Raw genomic sequence first — 14,042 nt, 5'->3', positions numbered from 1 at the left:
CCGGACGTCGCCGCGCCGCACGGCGTCGCGCAGCGCCTGCGCGAGCTGACGGCTCAGGTCGCCGGCCGCGCGGTCGAGCGTGCCGAGCGACGGGATTTCGACGATCCGGGCCGTTCTTGCCATGATTCTGGTCTGCTGAAATTGTTCTAAACCGGCTCTACAGCATAAACCAGTTTGGGGTCACAATCGCCGCATGACGGGCCTGCGCCCGCGCCATTTCCCATCCCGTTCGACCGTGGAGCCGACATGTACGTCCCCGCCGATTTCAACGAGCCCGATCCCGACGCGCTGCGCGAGCTGATCGTGCAGCATCCGTTCGGCAGCCTGATCACGCAGGGCAAGAACGGGCTCGACGCGAACCACCTGCCGTTCGAGCTGTTGCCCGACGATGGCGGGCTCGGCGAACTGCATGCGCACGTCGCCCGCGCGAATCCGGTCTGGCGGGACGTCGCGGACGGCGACGAGGTGCTCGTGATTTTCCGCGCCGGCGACGCGTACATCTCGCCGAACTGGTACCCGAGCAAGCACGTCGCGCACCGGCAAGTGCCGACGTGGAACTACGTGGTCGTGCATGCGCACGGCCGCATCACGGTGCGCGACGACGAGAAGTTCGTGCGCGGCGTGGTCGCGCGGCTGACGCGCACGCACGAGGCGTCGCAGCCGGTGCCGTGGAAGATGGGCGACGCGCCGAAGGACTACATCGACACGATGGTGCAGTCGATCGTCGGGCTGCGGATCGAGATCACGCGGCTCGTCGGCAAGCGCAAGCTCGGGCAGAACAAGGCCGGGGCCGATATCCGGGGCGCCGGTGAAGCGCTGATCGCGGACGGCAACCTCGCGATCGGCGAGGCGATGCTCGCGGCGGCGGACGCGAAACGCACGTGAGCGAGTGAGCGCATGACGGGCGTGCACGCATGTGCAGATGCGCGCCGCGCCCGCCGCGCCGGTCACTGCGTGCGCGTCGCATCCTTCGCCGGTGTGCCGGCCTGCGCGAGCGCCCCGCGGATCGCGGCCTCGGTCTTGTCGTACCCGCCTTCGCCATAGCGCGTATAGACGACCTTGCCGTTCGCATCGATCAGGTACAGCGCGGGCCAGTACTGGTTCCCGTATGCGCGCCACGTGTCGTAGCGGTTGTCCTGTGCGACCGGGTACGAGATGCCGAAGCGCTTGACCGCCTCGGCGACGTTCTTCGCATCGCGTTCGAACGGATATTCGGGCGTGTGCACGCCGACCACGACGAGCCCCTGGTCGCGATACTTCCGGTCCCATTCCTTCACGTACGGAATCGTATGAATGCAGTTGATGCACGAGTACGTCCAGAAATCGACGAGCACGACCTTGCCGCGCAACTGGCCGAGCGTCAGCGGCGCGCTGTTGTGCCAGCGGTCGATGCCGGTGAAATCGGGGGCCGGCGTGCCGGCCAGCGACGCCGGCATGCCCGCGTCGTCGCGGGTGCCGGCGAAGGCGGCGAGCCCGGCCGTGGCGGCGAGGGCGATGACGATGGCGGCGGTCTTGAGTCGGGGCAGCATGGCGTTCTCCTGAGCGGGGTGGCCGCGGCTGGACGGCGGCGGCCGGACGGGTTTCGACAGGCCCCATTAGGCGGCGCCGACGTATCCGCGATGTGTCCGGCCGGCGGCGCGTGTGCAATGTTGTGTGTCGCCGCGGCCGCGCGATACATTGGGATACAAACGCGCGCCTGCCATGCGGTATAACAGCGGACATCGCCTGCCCGAACTACGACACCGACCACGACTCATGGACAAGATCGACCACGTGCTGATCGTCGACGACGATCGCGCGATCCGCGAACTGATCGCGGACTACCTGGAGAAGAACGGCATGCGCGTGTCGCTGGCCGCGAACGGCCGCGAGATGCGCAACGTGCTGGACGACGGCGCGCCCGATCTGATCGTGCTCGACCTGATGATGCCGGGCGAGGACGGTCTCACGCTGTGCCGCGACCTGCGGGCCGGCAAGTTCCGCACGGTACCCGTGCTGATGCTGACCGCGCGCAGCGAGGAAACCGACCGCATCATCGGCCTCGAGATGGGCGCCGACGATTACCTGGCCAAGCCGTTCGCGGTGCGCGAACTGCTCGCGCGGATCCGCTCGGTGCTGCGCCGCGCGCGCATGCTGCCGCCCGGCATGCAGGTGACGGAAACGGCCGAGATGCTCGCGTTCGGCGAATGGCGGCTCGACACGACCGGGCGCCACCTGCTCGACGCCGAAGGCACGCTGGTCGCGCTGAGCGGCGCCGAATACCGGCTGCTGCGCGTGTTCCTCGACAACCCGCAGCGCGTGCTGACGCGCGACCAGTTGCTCAACCTCACGCAGGGGCGGCAGTCCGACCCGTTCGACCGCTCGATCGACCTGCTCGTGAGCCGGTTGCGCCAGCGGCTGCGCGACGGCGCGCGCGAACCGCGCTACATCAAGACGCTGCGTAACGAGGGCTACGTGTTCTCGTCGGCCGTGACCGCCGTCGACGGTACGCCATGAGCGCGCGTACGCCGTGGCACTGGCCGCGCTCGCTGTTCGCGCGGCTCGCGCTGATCCTGTGCGTGGGCCTCGCGCTCGCGCAGACGCTGTCGTTCTGGCTCACCGTCACCGAGCGCGACCAGGCGACCACCAACCTGATGATGGGCTATATCGAGCGCGAGGTCGCGAGTTCGGTCGCGCTGCTCGACCACTTGCCGCCGGCCGAGCGCGCCGCGTGGCTGCCGCGTCTCGCGCGGCGCAGCTATGCGTTCATCCTCGGGCCCGGCGAGACGGGCACGCCGCCGGAAGCGCGGCTGTCGGCGCGCGTCGAGCGTTCGATCTCGGACGGCATCGGCGGCGACTACCCGCTGACCGCGAACGCGATCCCCGGCGATCGCGAACATCTGCAGGTGCACCTGCGCCTGACCGACGGGTCGCCGCTGACGATCGACATTCATCCGATGTCGACGGTGCCGCTGTCGGGCTGGCTGCCGGTCGTGCTCGTGCTGCAGCTCGCGGTGCTGGCCGCGTGCTGCTGGCTCGCGGTGCGGCTCGCGACGCGGCCGCTCAAGCAGCTCGCGCAGGCCGCCGACGCGCTCGGCCCCGACCTGAAGGGCGAGCGGCTGGACGAAGGCGGGCCGTCGGAGGTCGCGCGTGCCGCCCGGGCATTCAACGCGATGCAGGACCGCATCGCGCAGTACATGGCCGAGCGCATGCAGATCCTCGCGTCGATCTCGCACGACCTGCAGACGCCGATCACGCGCATGCGGCTGCGGGTCGACGTGATGGACGACGACACGCAGGGCGCGAAGCTGCGCCAGGACCTGATCGAGATGGAGCACCTGGTGAAGGAGGGCGTCGCGTACGCGCGGACGCTGCACGGCACCGAGGAAGCCGCGCGCCGCATCGATCTCGACGCGCTGCTCGACAGCATCGTGTGCGACTACACGGATGCGGGACAGGACGTCGCGCTGCACAGCCGCGCGCCGCTCGCGCTCGTCACGCGGCCGAAGGCGCTGCGCCGCATCGTGGGCAACCTCGTCGACAACGCGCTGAAGTTCGCGGGCGCGGCCGAGATCGACGTGCAGGCCGCGCCGGACGGCGGCGCGGTGATTGCCGTGCTCGACCGCGGGCCCGGCATTCCGGCCGATCAGCTCGACGCGGTATTCGAGCCGTTCCGGCGCGTGGAGACGTCGCGCAACCGCGACACGGGCGGCACGGGGTTGGGTCTGGCGATCGCGAAGCAACTCGCGCTCGCGATGGGCGGCACGCTGACGCTGAACAACCGGCCCGATGGCGGCGGGCTCGAAGCACGGCTCACGCTGAGGCGCGCGGAGTGAGCCGACGCGGCGCGTGAGCGTCGCGGTGCCGGGTGCGCGCCGAAGCTGAAGCGCGGACGGAAGCGGATGCCGGCGCGCGCAACGTTACGTGCGCTGCAGATGCGCGTCGACGAGCGGGGCGAGCGCTTGCGCATGCACGGCCGCGAGGTCGTGCCGGCCGCCCGCCACGACATGCAGCCGCGCATCGGGCAGCCGTTCGAGCAGGCGCCGGCCGGCCGCGACGGGGCTGATCGGATCGTCGTCGCCCCACAGCAGCAGCGTCGGTTGTGCGATGCGGCCGATGTCCCGCGAGAAGTCCGCGCGGAACGTCAGGAACCAGTCGGGCAACTGCGGGTTCGCTTCGGCGAAGCCGGCCCGCCAGTCCTGCGCGCCGAGCCCTTCCATGTCGAGCCCGCCGGACGTGACCGTCAGCACGAGGTGCGTGACGAGCCCGGGCTTGTCGAGCGCCGCGCGCATCGCGATCACGCCGCCCATCGACTGGGCGATCACGGCGGTCGGCCGGTCGATCTTCTCGAGGACATCGCGCACGAGGCCGTCGAAATCGTCGACGGCCGGATCGCGCGGCGTGTCGCCGAAGCCCGGATAGGCGACGATGCGCCGTTCGGCCGGATGCGTGAGCAGGCCGGCCAGCGGCTGCCAGAAAGCGGTGCTGCCCGATGCGCCGGGCAGGAAGAGCAGTTGCGACGGAACGGGCATGGCGTTCGGTTTTCCTGAAAGGGACGTGAAGCGGGGCGGCGGCGCGGCGCGTGCGTCTCAGCACCGGCCGGTGCGCAGCGCGACGGTCCAGTCGTCGCGCCCGCGCGAGGCCGCGGTGACGGCGGCCGTGTGCCAGTCGTATTCGACCGCATGGAATTCGACGCTCCAGCCGGCCGCCGTGCGCGACACCATCGCGTAGCGCGCATGCGGCGAGCCTGTTTCGATGCGGTGCGGATGCGGCAGGTCGTCCTCGTACGCCTGCAGCCCGACGCTGCCCGGGTTGACGATCAGCCGGCCGTCGTCGAGCTTCGCGGTACGCGGCACGTGCGTGTGGCCGCACAGGATCAGCGACGCCGCTTCGTGGCCCGCGCGCCGCGCGACTTCGTCGGGCGTGGCCGCGCGGCAGCCGTCGGGCGTGACCGTCTCGAGGAAGTAGACGAGATCGCTGGCCGGCGTGCCGTGCACCATCAATACGTCGTCGTCGAGCGTCATGCGTTCGGGCAGCGCGGCGATCCAGTCGAGCTGGTCGTCGCGCAGCGTGTCGTGCGCCCAGCGATCGGACAGCCGCATCGCTGCGCGGTCGCAGGTGAGCAACTGCCGCTCGTGATTGCCCTTGATGGTCGGCAGATCGAGCGCGATCAGGCGGTCGGCCGTTTCGGCCGGATGGAGCGCGCCCGACACGATGTCGCCGAGATTGACGATCACGTCGGCGCCGCGGCGGCGGACGTCGTCGAGCACCGCGTCGAGCGCGGCGAGGTTGCCGTGGATGTCGGAAAGCGCGGCGATCTTCATGGCGGAGCGTCGATGAGGGGAACGGCGATTGTCGCCAATTCGGCGCGGGTCGTCCAACAATCGCATCATGGCACCGGCGCGCGATGCCGCGTACGGTGCGTCAGTCGGTCGCGAGGCGCGCGTACATCGCGAAATCGCCCGGCGTGCCGCGCACCATCTTGTAGGCGCGCAACAGTCCTTCGTAGCGGTAGCGGCACTTCTGCAGCACGCGCGCGGAGCCCGCGTTGCTGGTCAGCACGACGGCCTGCATCCGCATGAAGCCGCCCGTGGTGAACGCCCATGCGGTGACGGCTTCGCACACGGCGCTCGCGATGCCGCGCCCCCAGTGCGACGGCGCGAGGTCGTACGCGATCTCCGCCGAGCGGTTCACGGTGGACACCGTATGCAGCCCGACCGTCCCGGCGAGCGTGCCCGATGCGGTGTCGACGATCGCGAGACGCCGGATCGAATCCGGGTCGGCCGATTCGATGTTGTCGAACAGCGGCAGCAGATCGTCGGGTGCGCGCAGGTTCCAGCTCGTGTGGCGGAAGACGTCGGGGTTGGACAGGTACGCGTACCACGCGTCGAGGTCCGCGCGGTCGAGTTGCCGGAGCGACAGGCCGGGGAAGCCGGAGCGGGGCGGTCGATCGATTTTCATCGCGACCGGCTTCTATGCCGCATGGCGCCGGTACAGCGCGAGCGAACCGGCGAGCGCGAGCAGCATCGCGCCGCACGTGCGTTCGAGCCACAGCGCACCCGCGCGTTTCAGCAGCCGCACCGCGCGGGCGCCGAGCAGCGCGTAGCCGAACATCACCACGCCGTCGAGCAGCGCGAACGTGACCGCGAGCGCGACGTACTGCGGCGCGAGCGGCGCGGACGGATCGAGGAACTGCGGCAGGAACGCGGAGAAGAACAGATAGCCCTTCGGATTCGTGACAGCGGTCAGGAAGCTCTTCGCGAAGATCGACGCGTTGCGATCGGGCGCCGCGCCGGCGGACGCGGCGGCGACGTCGAGCGAACCCTTCGACATCAGCAGCCGGATGCCGACATACGCGAGGTACGCGGCGCCGAGCCATTTCACCACCGAGAACCAGAACGCCGATGCCATCAGCAGCGCGCCGAGGCCGAGCGCGACCGCGACGATCAGCACGACGTCGGACAGCATCGCGCCCGCGAAGCCATAGGCCGCGCGGCGCACGCCGTAACGCGAGCCGTTGGTCAGCGCGAGCAGCACGGTCGGGCCGGGTGTCGCGATGCCGACGAACGCGACGGCGGCGAAGATCAGCAGGGTCGTTTCATGCATGACGGCACTCCTGGGGAAAGGGTGCGTTCGATTATCGGGGGCGCCGCCCCATGCTGTACAGGCGCGGCAGCGATCAACGACGGCCGTGTCGCGACTATCTCGATTTTGGCAAAAAACTGTTGTCATTATTCCGCTTTGGGTCGGAACCGGTTCCAACTACCATGGCGGCCGCAGCGGGCATGCCCGCCGCGTCGTCGCGCGCGGACGCGGCCGGCCTCGCACCGCCGGCGGATGTCGGCGCCCGTGCGCGCTACTCGCAACAGTCAGCCAGAACAACGGGTTCGACGCCCGGAGACATAACATCATGAACAAGCAACTGATCGCAGCGCCGCTGCTGCTCTCGCTCGCGGGTATCGCCGCCGCGCAAAGCTCCGTCACGCTGTACGGCATCGTCGACGCGGGCGTGACCTACCGCAGCAACGAACGGGTTGGCTCGGCGGGTGCGTACACCGGCCATTCGAGCGTCGGTCTCACGACCGGCAACCTGTCCGGCAGCCGCTGGGGCATCAAGGGTTCCGAGGATCTCGGCGGCGGCATGCGCGCGCTGTTCGTGCTCGAGAACGGCTTCGACATCGCGAACGGCACGTCGGGCCAGGGCGGCCGCCAGTTCGGTCGCCAGGCGTTCGTCGGCGTCGGCAGCAACCGCTACGGCACGATCACGCTCGGCCGTCAGTACACGTCGCTCGACGATTTCGTGAGCCCGGTCGGCCCGTCGTCGTTCATCGGCGGCTTCGGCGCGCACCCGGGCGACATCGACGATCTCGACCAGACCGCCCGCGTCGACAGCTCGATCAAGTACACGAGCGCGAACTACTCGGGCTTCACGTTCGGCGCGCTGTACGGCTTCGGCGGCCAGCCGGGGAGCATGAAGCAGCGCAACACGTGGAGCGTCGGCGCCGCGTACGCGGCTGGCCCGCTGCGCGTCGGCGTCGGCTACGAGCGCTCGGACAACAGCAAGACGGGCGCGACCGACCCGACGGCCGGCAAGTGGCAGAGCACCGACGACGGCCTGTTCAATTCGTCGATCAACGAAGGTTATGCAAGCGCGCAATCGCAGCAGGTGATCGCGACGGGGGCGACGTACGACTTCGGCCCGGCCGTCGTCGGCGTGAACTACAGCAACGTGCAGTACCGCGGCGGCGCGCAGTCGCTGTTCTCCGGGCATGCGACGTTCAACGTCGCCGGCGTGTTCACGCGCTGGAACGTGCAGCCGCAGACGCAGCTGTTTGCCGGCTACAGCTACACGCGCGGCAGCGACGTCGACGGCATCGACAACCGTGCGCAGTATCACAACGTCACGCTCGGCGCCGTGTACGACCTGTCGAAGCGCACCAGCGTGTACCTGCTCGGCGCGTACCAGCATGCGTCTGGCACGACGCTCGACGCACTCGGCCGGCCGGTGGCCGCGACCGCCTCGGTGTCGGACAAGGCGAACGGTCATTCGTCCGATTCGCGATCGCAGGCGATCGTGAGCCTCGGGCTGCGCCAGAAGTTCTGACGCGGCGATCGTTGCGCGGGCAACGGGGCCCACTGCTGCTGCGGGCATCGTTGCCGGCATGCTCCTATACCGTCGCCTCCCTTTTCGAGGAGACGACATGACCCGAACGCTTTCCGCGCGCTGCCTGTGCGTGCCGTGACGGTCACGCTGCGCGGCGAGCGGGCGGCGCGCGCGAACTGTCATTGCGCGACGTGCCGCGATTTTTACGGCACGCCGATGCTGTCGGCTACTGCATGGCCGCCGGAGCAGGTGACGATCGACGGCGGTCACGCGACGTTCCCGCATCCGTCGATGTCGATGTCACGGGCGTGGTGCGCATCGCGCGGCGAGATCGTGTTCGGGACGAACCGGCCCGGCATGCGCGTCGTGCCGAACAGCTTGACCGCGCGTGCGCATGGCGGGCCGCTGCCGGACCACTTGCAACCGTCGATGCACCTGTTCTACGGGCCACGCGTGATCGACGTCGCCGACGCGCTGCCGAAATACGTCGACGGCTGGGGCGGCCCGACGCTCGACCCGGCAAGTTGAGCGATCGCCGCCGCGTGCCGGTCCGGCCGCGCGCGGTTTTTCCCGCCGCATTCCTCCTTTCCCTCCCGTTTTCCCTTCCGCGCGCGAAATCGCGAACAGCCGATCGCATCGAATAATATTTTTCTCCTTTCATTTTAATTTCTATTTGTAATAATCGAAAAGAATTCCGGGATGAAAAGGCAATGCGGTCATATAAGGAAAAATGACGCATTTGTATCGGGTGATTCGGAAGAAAATGCCGGCGTATACGTCGAGATCGCGTGACCGTCAGGCCGTCGTGGCGCGGTTTTGCAGATTTTGCGATCGTTGACGAAAAAGCGCCGGACGGCAAAAGGCGTGGAGTGAATAATTCGGAGTAACGGCGAATGCGCATTTGCCTGAATCACCAATATTTCATGCGCCGCGATTTACAGTGTCGACCATTGTTCGTCTGGGAGCATTATTCATGTCAATGAAACAAATCCGCGCGGCGTTGCTGGGAATGTGCATGGCGCTGCTGGCGCCGGCGGGCCACGCGCAGGCGCAATACTCGACCGACTGGCTTGCGAACACGTACGGCACGCTGGCCGCCCACGTCGGCAACGGCGCACGCTCGATGTGGGTCGCGCCCGAAGGCGTGATCTACACGGCGTCGCGCTGGGACGAGAACGCGGGCGGCGTCGCGATCTACCAGAACGGCCAGCCGCTCGGCACGATCGGCATCCACGACGAATTCCAGGGCGGGGCGATCACCGGCAATGCCACGTCGCTGTTCGTCGCGCTCGGCTACAACCGCACGTTCGGCAGCGGCTCGGTGGGGCGCTACAACCGAAGCTCGAACCAGCGCGACCTGCGCATCCCGGTCAGCACGTGGACGGGCATCCAGTACGCGGACGTGATCACGGGCCTCGCGACGGGCGGCAACCTGCTGTACGTGAGCGACTTCTACGGCAACCGCGTGCGCGTCTATACGACCGACGGCGTGTGGCAGCGCGACATCGGCGTCACGGGTCCCGGCGCGCTGGCGCTCGATGCGGCCGGCAATCTGTGGGTCGCGCGCAAGAGCGCGGGCGTCGTCGCGCAGTTCAGCGCGGCCGGTGCGGCGATGAACACGCTTCAGATGGCGGCCGGCGCGCGGCCGGCGTCGTTGTACTTCGATGCGTCGATGGGCCAGTTGATGGTGGGCGACGAAGGGCCCGACATGAACATCAAGGTGTACGGCGGGCTGCCCGGGATGCCGGTGCAGGTCGGCACGTTCGGCGTGCAGGGCGGTTATCTCGACACGACGACGGGCATCAAGGGGCAGGTCGGCGACAAGCGCTTCACGCGCGTCGCGGCGCTCGGCAAGGATGCGGCCGGCAACCTGTACGTGCTGAACAACGCGTGGGGCGGCGGCTGGGATCTCGGCCGCAACGGCAGCACCGATCTGCATTCGTACAGCCCGGTCGGCACGCTGCAATGGAAGCTGCAGGCGTTGAACTTCGAGGGAATCGCCGCGCCCGATCCGGTGACGGACGGCACGTTGTTCTTCAGCGGCAACAACGTGTACACGGGCACCGCGGGCGGCACGTTCGTCGCGAACACGGTCGACCCGTTCACCTACCCGAAGGACCCGCGCCTCGACATGAACGACTATCAGCGCGGCCAGCACTTCGGCCAGCTCGTGAACGTCGGCGGCAACCGGATCCTCGTCGCGTCGGGCCAGAACCCGGGCAACTTCAACTTCTATTACTTCAACACCGCGAGCGGCTACATCGCGATCCCGGCCGGTTCGCTGCCGGGCAAGCCGTTCAACACGACGCTGCAGGTGACGGCCGGTTTCGACATCGACGGCAACGGCGATGTGTGGGCCGGGCTGAACGGATCGAACGTGATCGCGCGCTACCCGATGACGGGCTTCGACGCGACCGGCAAGCCGTCGTGGGGCAAGCCGACGACGACGCCCGTGCCGACCGGCGTCGCGCCGGTCACGCGCATCATCTACCAGGCCGACAGCGACACGATGATCCTCGCGCAGGGCCTCGCGGGCAATTGGGACTGGACCGCGATGAACGGGCACATCGAGGTCTATCACGGATGGAAGAACGGCAACACGAGCGCGCCGAACCCGGTGATCAACCTGACGAGCGCGAACCCGAAATCGATCGCGGCGGCCGGCCACTACCTGTTCGTCGGCTACGTGCACACGGTGCCGAACATCGACGTGTTCGACCTGAACACCGGCGCGCTCGTCACGACGCTGACGAATTCGAACACGTCGGCGATGGACGTCGGCAACGACGTCGATTCGATGTACGGCGTGCGTGCCTACCTGCGCTCGACCGGCGAGTACGTGATCACGAAGGACAACTACAACGGGTCGAACATCGTCGTTTATCGCTGGCGCCCGTGACCGCGCCGGCCATCCCGTTGCGTCAGAACGATACCGTCGTCGTCAACGTGACGAGCCGCGGTTCGCCGACCGCGACGATCAGGTTGTTGTTGCTCGACGGGTAGTAGGTCTTGTCGAGCAGGTTCTTCACGTTGAGCTGGAAGCGCGTCGGGAACTTGCCGATCGTCGTTTCGTAGGCGGCGAACGCATCGATGGTCACGTAGCCGGGCAGCGTGAAGCTGTTCGCCGTATCGCCGGGGCGTGCGCCGACGAGGCGCGCGCCGCCGCCGAAGCGCCAGCGGCCCGGCAGGTTCGCGATGGCCGTGTCGTACACCGCGAACAGGCTGCCCGTGTGGCGTGCGACGTTGACGAGCGGTGTGTTGCTGTCGCGATCGTTCGCGTTCGTATACGCATAGCTGCCGATCACGCTCAGGTGACGCGTGATCTGCCCGGCGACGTCGAGCTCGATCCCGCGCGAGCGCGCGGTACCGATCGTCGACGTGAGGTCGCCGACCGTGACCGCGACATTGCGCTTGTCGATCTGGTAGACCGCGAGCGTGCCGGTGATCGCGGGCTTCAGGCTGAACTTCAGCCCGGCCTCGAGCACGCGGCCGTATTCCGGCGCGAGCGGTGCCGCGACGTTCGATGCAACGTTCGGCTTGAACGAACGGCTCACGTTCGCATACGCGGTCAGCTCGGGCGTGAGCGCATAGGCGAGCCCGAACTGCGGCAGCCAGACGCTGCCGCGCGACCGGTCGGCGAACACGAACGGGCGCCCCATGCCCGATTCCTGCTGCCAGTTTTCCCAGCGCAGCCCGCCCACTGCCGTGAGGCGGTCGGTGATCTTCACGGTATCCTGAACGATCGTCGAATACGCATGCACGACCGAGCGCGAATCGCTTTGCTTCGCGTTGGGCGTGCCGCCCGGTGCGAGCAGGCCGTACACGGGATCGTAGAGATTGAAACCGGTCGTCGCCTTGCCGCGGATCGTGTCGCCGCGGAAGCTGCGCTGCCGCTCGTATTCGCCGCCGATGTAGAGCGCGTGGTTCATCCCCGCCAGCGTCACGTTGCCGAGCAGGCCGAGCGTCGCGATCTGGTCGGAATCGTTGCGCCCCAGGTTCGCGTCGGACGAGCGCGTCAGCGCGCCGGTCCTGCTGTTGAACGCGGTGGCGCGCGTAATGTACTGATCGTAGCGGTCGCGGCCCCAGCCGTAGGTCGCGCGTACACGCCATGCGTCGGAGAAGCGGTGCTCGATGCGCGTACGCAGCGTTTCCTGGATGCCGCTGCTTTGCGACCACGCTTCCTCGTAGCGGCGATAACGCAGCGTATCGTCGAGCTGGCCGTTCACGAGCACGGTGCCGCGATCGAACGGCGTCGTGTAGTCGACGTACTGGTAGCTGACGTCGATCGACGTGTTCGCGTCGTGCCACGACAGCGCGGGCGCGATCAGCGCATTGCGTTCGCGGCCGAAGCTGCGCCAGTAGCGGCTCGTGTCGTATTCGCCGGTCAGCCGGAACGCGAGCGTGCCGCCCGCGACCTGGCCCGGCTTGCCGAGCGGGCCCGTGAGGTCGAACTGCGCGCTGCTGCCGCCATGGCTCGTGCGCGACGCGGAGATCGAGCCGCCGAACGTGTCTTCCGGCTTGCGCGTGACGAGGTTGATCACGCCGCCCGGATCCTGCATCCCGTACAGCAGCGACGCGGGCCCTTTCAGCACTTCGACGCGATCGATCGTCGCGAGATAGCTGTGCAGCACCGGCGTGCGCACGCCGTCGACGAGCACCGAGCCGTCGTTGTTCGATCCGAAGCCGCGCTTGATGAACGCGTCGCGCGTGCCGCCGAGCGTGTTCGTCTGCGTGACGCCGCTGATGTTGCCGAGCACGTCGTCGAGCGAGCGCGCCTGCTGGTCCTGCATCACGCTGCTGCTGACCACCGCGACCGATTGCGGAATCTCCTTCAGCGAACGGTCGTCGCCGCCCGCGATGCGCGTGGTGCGCGGCTGATAGCCGACCGTCGGATCGGCCGTTGCCGACGCGTTGACGCTGATTGCCGGGAGTTCGTGTTCGGTTGGCGTCGCGGGAGTCGATGCGGGCGTGACGGGTTCGGCGTTGGCCGCATGCGCGCCGCTCGCGACGCAAAGGGTGAGCAGGGCAGGCAGGCGGGTGCGCCACGGACGCTGGGTCCGGGCACGGCGAGGCGTTCGACGGGATGGCATGAATCGAGGCAGGAGGAATACCAAGGATCGTGTTGCGGGCCGCGGCGTTTGGTTGCGGCCAGGTTGCGCATGATATATTTAATGAGAATCATTTGCAATTGTAATGGGATGGCCGGCAACGCACGGGACCCAGTTGCCGGGCCATCGACCGTCTGCTACCGTAGCGGCCAAAATCAGACGCAGTAAAAATTAACGAGAGAGCCGGGGGCCGCACCATGTCATCTTCCAGTCACGTCGCGTTCCGCGCGGCGCCGTGCACCGCGCACGACCCTGCGCGTGATGAAGTGATCGCAGCCGTGTTCCGCCATTCGAACGATTAAAGCAACGAAAGCGAATGCAACCGGCGCAAGCGCCGGGCTTCGACGACTTCAACCACCACGCTGGACGGGAGACCACCGATGAAGAAGATTTCCGCGCCGTTCGCGGCGGCCGCGCTTGCGGCCTGCGCGCTGCTGGCGGGCGTTCACGAGGCCGCTTGCGCGGCTTCGGCCGCCGAACCCGCGATCGATGCGCATTACGGCGCCGTGATCGAGGCCTATACGCAGGACATGGCCGCCGCGAAGACGAAATACGACGGCCGGCGCCTCGTGTTCGTCGGCGCCGTGATCCGGATGGGCAGCGACCCGGCCGGCACGTACTTCGGCGCGCTGACGGCCGACGGCGAGCAGTTCGATACGCATTTCGACGTGGCCGACCAGGCCGCGCTGAAGCCGAAATTCCCCGGCGGGGAGATCAAGCCGTTCGTCACGTCGGCGGCGTTCCGGTTCAGCTGCGTGAACGAAGGCTATATCGATGCGCCCGTATTGCCGGGGTTGAAGCTCTCGCACTGCCGGCTCGCCGATTGACGAGGCGCCGGTGCGGCGTCCGGC

At 68.0% G+C, this 14,042-nt stretch carries 12 protein-coding genes and 1 pseudogene; 7 read left to right on the top strand and 6 right to left on the bottom strand.

Features of this window, described 5'->3' with window-relative positions:
• Positions 1–246: 246 nt before the first annotated feature.
• On the top strand, positions 247–885 hold the full coding sequence (locus G3N62_RS17110; RefSeq protein WP_124671062.1) for an FMN-binding negative transcriptional regulator: 639 nt from the start codon (positions 247–249) through the stop codon (positions 883–885).
• 62 nt (positions 886–947) lie between these two features.
• Here G3N62_RS17110 and G3N62_RS17105 read toward each other — a convergent pair whose 3' ends face one another.
• Positions 948–1,529: a thioredoxin family protein gene (locus G3N62_RS17105; protein ID WP_034190596.1), complete on the bottom strand. Its 582-nt coding sequence runs from the start codon at positions 1,527–1,529 to the stop codon at positions 948–950.
• Between the two features lie 226 nt (positions 1,530–1,755).
• On the opposite strand from G3N62_RS17105, the gene G3N62_RS17100 reads away from it, so the two are divergent.
• Together G3N62_RS17100 and G3N62_RS17095 are read left to right on the top strand one after the other, a co-directional pair.
• Positions 1,756–2,496 (top strand): response regulator, encoded by a 741-nt coding sequence (locus tag G3N62_RS17100; protein WP_206141261.1) that lies wholly within the window; start codon positions 1,756–1,758, stop codon positions 2,494–2,496.
• The gene (locus tag G3N62_RS17095) at positions 2,493–3,815 is read left to right on the top strand and encodes an ATP-binding protein (protein ID WP_124671061.1); all 1,323 of its coding nucleotides are present in this window, start codon (positions 2,493–2,495) and stop codon (positions 3,813–3,815) included. Before G3N62_RS17100 ends, G3N62_RS17095 begins: the two co-directional genes overlap by 4 nt.
• 84 nt (positions 3,816–3,899) lie before the next feature.
• On the opposite strand, the gene G3N62_RS17090 is transcribed toward G3N62_RS17095, so the two are convergent.
• The 4 genes from G3N62_RS17090 to G3N62_RS17075 form a co-directional block, all read right to left on the bottom strand.
• Positions 3,900–4,511, bottom strand: coding sequence for an alpha/beta fold hydrolase (locus tag G3N62_RS17090; protein WP_034190593.1), 612 nt, complete (start codon positions 4,509–4,511; stop codon positions 3,900–3,902).
• A gap of 57 nt (positions 4,512–4,568) precedes the next feature.
• Positions 4,569–5,303, bottom strand: coding sequence for a metallophosphoesterase family protein (locus tag G3N62_RS17085; protein WP_124671060.1), 735 nt, complete (start codon positions 5,301–5,303; stop codon positions 4,569–4,571).
• A 100-nt stretch (positions 5,304–5,403) separates the two neighbouring features.
• Positions 5,404–5,940, bottom strand: coding sequence for a GNAT family protein (locus G3N62_RS17080; protein WP_124671059.1), 537 nt, complete (start codon positions 5,938–5,940; stop codon positions 5,404–5,406).
• A gap of 12 nt (positions 5,941–5,952) precedes the next feature.
• Positions 5,953–6,585 carry a LysE family translocator gene (locus tag G3N62_RS17075; RefSeq protein ID WP_034190590.1) on the bottom strand — a complete coding sequence of 211 codons (633 nt, stop codon included), beginning with the start codon at positions 6,583–6,585 and terminating at the stop codon, positions 5,953–5,955.
• A 304-nt stretch (positions 6,586–6,889) separates the two neighbouring features.
• Here G3N62_RS17075 and G3N62_RS17070 point away from each other — a divergent pair, with 304 nt between their 5' ends.
• The 3 genes and pseudogenes from G3N62_RS17070 to G3N62_RS17060 all read left to right on the top strand — a co-directional run bounded on the left by G3N62_RS17070 (position 6,890) and on the right by G3N62_RS17060 (position 10,982).
• Positions 6,890–8,083, top strand: a complete 1,194-nt coding sequence (locus tag G3N62_RS17070) for a porin (protein WP_059557455.1) — start codon at positions 6,890–6,892, stop codon at positions 8,081–8,083.
• Positions 8,084–8,180: 97 nt separating this feature from the next.
• Positions 8,181–8,611: pseudogene (locus G3N62_RS17065) on the top strand (GFA family protein).
• Between the two features lie 445 nt (positions 8,612–9,056).
• The gene (locus tag G3N62_RS17060) at positions 9,057–10,982 is read left to right on the top strand and encodes an SMP-30/gluconolaconase/LRE-like region family protein (RefSeq protein WP_034190587.1); all 1,926 of its coding nucleotides are present in this window, start codon (positions 9,057–9,059) and stop codon (positions 10,980–10,982) included.
• Positions 10,983–11,004: 22 nt separating this feature from the next.
• Here the strand turns inward: G3N62_RS17060 and G3N62_RS17055 are convergent, their stop codons facing one another.
• On the bottom strand, positions 11,005–13,173 hold the full coding sequence (locus G3N62_RS17055; RefSeq protein ID WP_124671058.1) for a TonB-dependent siderophore receptor: 2,169 nt from the start codon (positions 13,171–13,173) through the stop codon (positions 11,005–11,007).
• A gap of 398 nt (positions 13,174–13,571) precedes the next feature.
• Between G3N62_RS17055 and G3N62_RS17050 the strand changes: the two genes are divergently transcribed.
• Entirely contained in the window at positions 13,572–14,018 is a 447-nt protein-coding gene (locus G3N62_RS17050) for a hypothetical protein (RefSeq protein WP_034190585.1), read from the top strand.
• Positions 14,019–14,042: the final 24 nt, after the last annotated feature.

The sequence above is a fragment of the Burkholderia sp. Tr-20355 genome (assembly GCF_017104685.1).
Classification (GTDB): Bacteria; Pseudomonadota; Gammaproteobacteria; order Burkholderiales; family Burkholderiaceae; genus Burkholderia; species Burkholderia seminalis.
This window is presented reverse-complemented; position numbering and strand designations above follow the sequence as displayed.

Bases quoted from the DNA above. Each gene is read 5' to 3' on its own strand.
- G3N62_RS17070 (WP_059557455.1), top strand. From the start codon at position 6,890: ATGAACAAGCAACTGATCGCAGCGCCGCTGCTGCTCTCGCTCGCGGGT.
- G3N62_RS17050 (WP_034190585.1), top strand. From the start codon at position 13,572: ATGAAGAAGATTTCCGCGCCGTTCGCGGCGGCCGCGCTTGCGGCCTGC.
- G3N62_RS17080 (WP_124671059.1), bottom strand. From the start codon at position 5,940: ATGAAAATCGATCGACCGCCCCGCTCCGGCTTCCCCGGCCTGTCGCTC.
- G3N62_RS17110 (WP_124671062.1), top strand. From the start codon at position 247: ATGTACGTCCCCGCCGATTTCAACGAGCCCGATCCCGACGCGCTGCGC.
- G3N62_RS17090 (WP_034190593.1), bottom strand. From the start codon at position 4,511: ATGCCCGTTCCGTCGCAACTGCTCTTCCTGCCCGGCGCATCGGGCAGC.
- G3N62_RS17075 (WP_034190590.1), bottom strand. From the start codon at position 6,585: ATGCATGAAACGACCCTGCTGATCTTCGCCGCCGTCGCGTTCGTCGGC.
- G3N62_RS17095 (WP_124671061.1), top strand. From the start codon at position 2,493: ATGAGCGCGCGTACGCCGTGGCACTGGCCGCGCTCGCTGTTCGCGCGG.
- G3N62_RS17055 (WP_124671058.1), bottom strand. From the start codon at position 13,173: ATGCCATCCCGTCGAACGCCTCGCCGTGCCCGGACCCAGCGTCCGTGG.
- G3N62_RS17060 (WP_034190587.1), top strand. From the start codon at position 9,057: ATGTCAATGAAACAAATCCGCGCGGCGTTGCTGGGAATGTGCATGGCG.
- G3N62_RS17085 (WP_124671060.1), bottom strand. From the start codon at position 5,303: ATGAAGATCGCCGCGCTTTCCGACATCCACGGCAACCTCGCCGCGCTC.
- G3N62_RS17100 (WP_206141261.1), top strand. From the start codon at position 1,756: ATGGACAAGATCGACCACGTGCTGATCGTCGACGACGATCGCGCGATC.
- G3N62_RS17105 (WP_034190596.1), bottom strand. From the start codon at position 1,529: ATGCTGCCCCGACTCAAGACCGCCGCCATCGTCATCGCCCTCGCCGCC.